The 5,012-nt window shown below is 61.1% G+C and carries 7 protein-coding genes and 3 tRNA genes; 4 read left to right on the plus strand and 6 right to left on the minus strand.

From position 1 onward, the window contains the following. Positions 1-453: cobalt ECF transporter T component CbiQ (locus GTN70_10750; GenBank protein ID NIO17446.1), on the plus strand; the 453-nt coding region annotated here is incomplete at its 5' end. Continuing rightward, positions 450-1,103, plus strand: a complete 654-nt coding sequence (locus GTN70_10755; GenBank protein ID NIO17447.1) for an ATP-binding cassette domain-containing protein — start codon at positions 450-452, stop codon at positions 1,101-1,103. The genes GTN70_10750 and GTN70_10755, both read left to right, overlap by 4 nt. Before the next feature lie 12 nt (positions 1,104-1,115). Here GTN70_10755 and GTN70_10760 read toward each other — a convergent pair whose 3' ends face one another. After that, positions 1,116-1,277, minus strand: coding sequence for a hypothetical protein (locus GTN70_10760; protein NIO17448.1), 162 nt, complete (start codon positions 1,275-1,277; stop codon positions 1,116-1,118). A gap of 60 nt (positions 1,278-1,337) precedes the next feature. Here GTN70_10760 and GTN70_10765 point away from each other — a divergent pair, with 60 nt between their 5' ends. Together GTN70_10765 and GTN70_10770 are read left to right on the plus strand one after the other, a co-directional pair. Continuing rightward, positions 1,338-2,516 carry an MFS transporter gene (locus tag GTN70_10765; protein ID NIO17449.1) on the plus strand — a complete coding sequence of 393 codons (1,179 nt, stop codon included), beginning with the start codon at positions 1,338-1,340 and terminating at the stop codon, positions 2,514-2,516. Then, complete coding sequence (locus GTN70_10770) at positions 2,506-3,306, plus strand: inositol monophosphatase (protein NIO17450.1); 801 nt, start codon at positions 2,506-2,508, stop codon at positions 3,304-3,306. Before GTN70_10765 ends, GTN70_10770 begins: the two co-directional genes overlap by 11 nt. On the opposite strand, the gene GTN70_10775 is transcribed toward GTN70_10770, so the two are convergent. From GTN70_10775 to GTN70_10795, 5 genes are all read right to left on the minus strand, one after another. Further along, positions 3,279-4,076: an MBL fold metallo-hydrolase gene (locus tag GTN70_10775; protein NIO17451.1), complete on the minus strand. Its 798-nt coding sequence runs from the start codon at positions 4,074-4,076 to the stop codon at positions 3,279-3,281. The two genes, GTN70_10770 and GTN70_10775, sit on opposite strands and share 28 nt — an antisense overlap. A 20-nt stretch (positions 4,077-4,096) precedes the next feature. Beyond that, complete coding sequence (locus GTN70_10780) at positions 4,097-4,603, minus strand: DUF2155 domain-containing protein (GenBank protein ID NIO17452.1); 507 nt, start codon at positions 4,601-4,603, stop codon at positions 4,097-4,099. Between the two features lie 50 nt (positions 4,604-4,653). Beyond that, positions 4,654-4,748, minus strand: a tRNA-Ser gene (locus tag GTN70_10785). Between the two features lie 54 nt (positions 4,749-4,802). Continuing rightward, positions 4,803-4,896 (minus strand) — tRNA-Ser (locus GTN70_10790). Between the two features lie 13 nt (positions 4,897-4,909). Further along, positions 4,910-4,997: transfer RNA gene (locus tag GTN70_10795), tRNA-Ser, on the minus strand. Between the last annotated feature and the right edge of the window lie 15 nt (positions 4,998-5,012).

Below are 5,012 nucleotides of genomic sequence, written 5' to 3' on the forward strand. Positions count from 1 at the left end.
GGCCTCTTCACGGCCGCGCTGATAGCGCTCAAGGGGAACGCGATTTACGGCGCCATGATCGCCCTCCTTGGCACCTCATCGATCGTTCAGCTGGGCCACGCACTCCACCACCTGGGAGTCCCGGGAAAGCTGGTGCAGCTTTTCTTCTTCACCTACCGCTACATAAGCGTTCTTCACGAGGAGTGGGAGAGGATACGGAGGGCGCTCAAGGTCCGCTGCTTCAGGGGAAAGACGAACGTCCACTCTTACCGCACCTATGCCTATGTCATCGGGATGCTCTTCGTGAACAGCTTCGAAAGGGCGCAGCGGATCTACCGGGCCATGCTCTGCCGGGGCTTCACCGGGGAGCTGCGCACCATAGACCATTTCGCCCTCGGCCGCCGGGACGTGCTCTTTCTCCTGGCCCAGGTTCTTTTCGCCGCCATGATCGTCACGGTGCAGGTGCTGTCATGATCAGGATGCAGGAGGTCACCTTTGGCTATCGGAAAGGGTCGCCCGTTCTGTCCGACGTGAGCTTTCACATCGGGGAGGGCGACCGCGTCGGCATCTGCGGGCCAAACGGGTCCGGAAAGACGACGTTGCTGCAGATGATGGTGGGGCTGTTGAAAGCCCAGCGCGGCGAAGTGGTCATCTTCGGAAAGAGGCGGAAGGAGGAGGCCGACTTTCTCGAGGTGAGGAGAAAAGTGGGGTTCGTGTTCCAGGATCCCGACGACCAGCTCTTCTGCCCCACCGTCAAGGACGACGTCGCCTTCGGGCCCCTGAATCTGGGCTTCACCGTTAAGGAGGCGGAGCGGATCGTCGAGGGTACCCTGGAGGACCTGGGCCTCTCCCACCTGAAGGACAGCATTACCTACCGCCTTTCCGGCGGCGAGAAGCGCCTCGTCTCCCTGGCAACAGTGATGGCGATGCAGCCCCGGGTCGTTCTGCTTGACGAACCCACGGCCGGTCTCGACCCGGATACGTCCCTGCTCCTCAGCCGGTTCCTGCGGGAGCACTTTTCCACCTACCTGATCGTTTCCCACGACAGGGAGTTTCTGCAGTCAACGGTCGATATCGTCTATCGAATGGAAAAGGGGCAGATCTACCGGTCCCAGCATGTGTGACCCGTTTGCGCTTCAGTCCCCGACCTTTTCCGGGACGGTGAAATCCCTTCCGCAGTGGGGGCAGATGATCGTGTCGCCCGGCTCCCAGGCCCTGTCCTTTTTGCCGTGCGAGCAGGAGACAAGGGCAAGGGAGAGCACGGAAAGAAGCGCGGCGACGAGAAGGAGCCTTCGCATGTCTATGTTCCTCTGGTGCGTTTCCCCGTATTATATAATAGCCCGGGTGAGGAAAAAACCATGAACCCTGCCGTGCTGAAACAGCTCGTCCCGCTCCTCTTCGCCGTGTTCGTGTCGATGCTGGGGGTGGGTATCATCTCGCCGATACTCCCCGTCTACGCCGAAATGATGGGCGCCGGGGGTTTTGCCATCGGGATCATCTTCGGGCTCTTCTCCCTCTCCCGCGCCATTGTCATGCCCGTGTACGGGAGGGTTTCCGACCTGAAGGGGCGGAAGGTGTTCATCATACTGGGGCTCACCACCTACTGCATCCTCTCTTTCGCCTACGTCGCCGCCGATACGGTCGCTGGGCTGGCTTTGGTCCGGCTCTTCCACGGGCTCGCCTCTGCCGCCACGATACCCATCGTGATGGCCTACGTGGGGGACATAAGCCCCCGCGGCGAGGAGGGCAGGTTCATGGGCCTGTACACGACGGTCCTCCTCATGGGCTTCGGCTCCGGACCTATCATCGGTGGCATCGTGAAGGATCTTTTGGGCATCAACGAGGCGTTCTACATCATGGGTGGGCTCGTCTTCATCGGCCTCCTCATGGTCATCTTCATGGTCTCCGAGCCGGAGGAGAAGGGGAAGGTCACCGAGAAGTACCCCTTCAGGGAGATACTCGAAAACAGGAGGATACGGGCCCTCTTCGTCTTCAGGGTTGCCAATGCAGTGGGGAGGAGCGCCATTTTCGCCTTTTTGCCCATCTTCGGGCACAACCTCCTCTCCCTCTCGGGAACGGCCATCGGCTTCCTCCTCTCGGCGGTGGTGATCGTGGCGTCTCTGTTCCAGGTTCCCTCGGGGATGGTTGCCGACCGGGTTTCCCGGGTCAACATGGTCGTGGCGGGGGGGATCCTGAACGCGGTGAGCCTGGCGGCCGTGGGGTTTTGCAGGAGCTTTTCCGCCATCGTTGTCGTGGTGGTTCTCCTGGGGCTCTCGGGCGCCATCGCCCTTCCGGCGCTGACGGCCCTCGCGGTGAACGAGGGGAGGGAGATCGGCATGGGCTCGGTCATGGGGATCTTCAACTTCGCCATGAGCATAGGCCAGTCCTTCGGGCCTATCGTGGCGGGCTACATGATGAGCACGAGCGGTATCAGGGCGCCCTTTTACTTTGCCGGGTCCGTCGCAATACTGGGCACGGGCTATTTCCTCTTCGGAATGGCCTCTGCAAACAAGGAGGTTATGGATGATGGGCGGTGAAAAGAAGGCTCTCCTCGACGACGCCGTGTACATCTCCCGGAAGGCGGGGGAGGTGCTGAAATCCCACTACGGAAAGAGGCAGGTTATCCACTACAAGGGCGAGATCGACCTGGTTACCGATGTGGATCGGGAATCTGAGGAGCTGATCGTCGCGTTTATCAGGGAGAAGTTCCCCTCCCACTCCATCCTCACCGAGGAGTCGCCCCCCCTGGAGGGGGAATCGACGTACCGCTGGATCATCGACCCCCTCGACGGGACCACGAACTATGCCCACGGCTACCCGTTCTTCGGCGTGTCGGTAGCCGTCGAGAAGGGGGGAAAGGTGCTCGCCGGGGCCGTGTACGATCCCCTGCGGGATGAGTGCTTCTTCGCCCGGGACGGCGGCGGTGCCTTTTTAAACGAAAGGGCGATCAGGGTCTCATCGGTCGATACGCTCAGAAAGTCGCTCCTCGCCACGGGATTCCCCTACGACATCAACACGTCCGACGAGTCGAACATCGATTACTTCGAGGCCTACGCGAGAGCAGCCCAGGCCCTGCGCCGCGACGGTTCGGCGGCGCTCGACCTCTGCTACCTTGCATGCGGAAGGTTTGACGGGTTCTGGGAGCTGAAGCTGAGGCCCTGGGACACGGCTGCGGGCTATCTCATCGTCTCCGAGGCGGGGGGCATGATCACGGGTCTCGCGGGGGAGCCCTACTCCATATATGACGGGGACATCCTCGGCTCGAACGGATTGATCCATGACCAGATGGTGGATGTGGCTCAGAGGGTGAGGCGGAGAAGATCGTGAGCCACGATGACCTCGGCACTTGATATCTCGAGGAAGCTCGCCACGGGGTCGGGGTTGAATGCCTCGGGATAGAGGTGGGAGAGGATCACCTTCCCGGCGCCGCACCGGGAGGCGATTTTTGCCGCCAGGTGCGGTGTGAGGTGCCCCTCCACTTCCGATTCCGATCCGGCGGGAAAGGAGCACTCGACGATCAGCAGGTCGGTTTTCGCCGCCAGGGCCACCAGGTCCCGGTTGTAGCCCGTGTCACCCGAGTAGGTTATCGACACGGAGCCGGTGTCCAGGCGCACGGAGAGCGCCCTTCCGTCTCCGTGGGCCGCAGGGCAGGAGGTTACCGCCACGGACCCGGGAAACGTCGCCGAGGGGCTCGTGCCGGACAAGGTTGTTATCTCGTAGTGAAGCGGCTTCACCCAGGGGTAGAGGCGCTCGAGGTTCTTTAGAAAGGCCTCGAGCCCTTCGGGACCCAGGATCTTCAGGGGGGCCGTCCTGGCATGCCCGGGGGTGTAGTTGTTTGCAAAGAGAAGGAGGGGGAGCTCTGAGGTGTGGTCAACGTGGAAGTGTGAGAGGATTACCCCGCCGATGTCCCGGTAGGAAATGCCGCACTTGGCAAGCTTCTCCAGGCAACCGGCTCCCATGTCGATGAGCAGGGCTTCGCTTCCTTTTCGGAAGACGTACGATGCGGGCCCGCGGGAACCGGTAGGGACGCACGTCCCGGAACCCAGGACGATGAGCTCGCAGGAGCCGCCGTGGTTTTTTGCCGCTTCCCTCTCCACCGCCTCCCTGTGCCTCCCTGTTACTTTGCGGGGACTCCGCCCACGAGGGTGACCCCGTACTTCTCGTTTTCAAAGGGGTGGACGTCCGGATAGTTGGAAAAGAGCCAGCCCTTGAATATCACCGTGTCTTTCTGCGTTATCTCCACCCGGGCGGCGGGGTTCTTGGGCTCGTTCGAGACGGAGGTGTACTTGTTTCCCTCCAGGGTGAATTCAGGGAAGAACTGGCCCACCGCTATGGCGATATCCGAGTCGGGCACCGGAAACGCAGAGTCCAGGGGTATGTCGAACTGCTTTTTCTCGTTCTTCTCCTTGAAGAGAACCTCTATCTTCACCGCTGACCATTTGCCTTTGACGGAATCGGGGATCTCGGTCACCCTCTCCACGGATGGCGTCATCCCGTGAGGCGAGGGCGTCTCCATCTTCTGTTCAGGCGGGGGCGGTGCCTGCTCGGTTTTGCCCTTGCAGCTCAGAGTCAGGAACGTAAGGGCCATGAGCATCGCGAGCGCTCTTGCGAGATTGGTCTTCATCTTAGTCCTCCTTGGGGAAAAGAGTTGTTCACTGCACGCTGTCAGATTTATGGCGGAGAGAGAGGGATTCGAACCCTCGAGGCGGTGGTTAGCCACCTACACGATTTCCAGTCGTGTTCCTTCAGCCAGACTCGGACATCTCTCCGCTCGTTTTATCCGGGGGGATCCTTACCTCGTGTCCCCTTCCCGTTGCCATTGGTGGCGGAGAGAGAGGGATTCGAACCCTCGGAACGGCATTACCCGTTCAACCGCTTAGCAGGCGGTTGCCTTCAGCCTGACTCGGCCATCTCTCCGCATATTCTCAAATGGCGGAGGGAGTAGGATTTGAACCCACGGAGCTTGCGCTCAGCGGTTTTCAAGACCGCCGCCTTAAGCCAGACTCGGCCATCCCTCCGCGCTCGAATGCAGG

The organism is Deltaproteobacteria bacterium, from assembly GCA_011773515.1.
Taxonomy (GTDB): Bacteria; Desulfobacterota; Deferrimicrobia; order J040; family J040; genus WVXK01.

Bases quoted from the DNA above. Each gene is read 5' to 3' on its own strand.
- GTN70_10780 (NIO17452.1), bottom strand. From the start codon at position 4,603: ATGAAGACCAATCTCGCAAGAGCGCTCGCGATGCTCATGGCCCTTACG.
- GTN70_10765 (NIO17449.1), top strand. From the start codon at position 1,338: ATGAACCCTGCCGTGCTGAAACAGCTCGTCCCGCTCCTCTTCGCCGTG.
- GTN70_10760 (NIO17448.1), bottom strand. From the start codon at position 1,277: ATGCGAAGGCTCCTTCTCGTCGCCGCGCTTCTTTCCGTGCTCTCCCTT.
- GTN70_10755 (NIO17447.1), top strand. From the start codon at position 450: ATGATCAGGATGCAGGAGGTCACCTTTGGCTATCGGAAAGGGTCGCCC.
- GTN70_10770 (NIO17450.1), top strand. From the start codon at position 2,506: ATGGGCGGTGAAAAGAAGGCTCTCCTCGACGACGCCGTGTACATCTCC.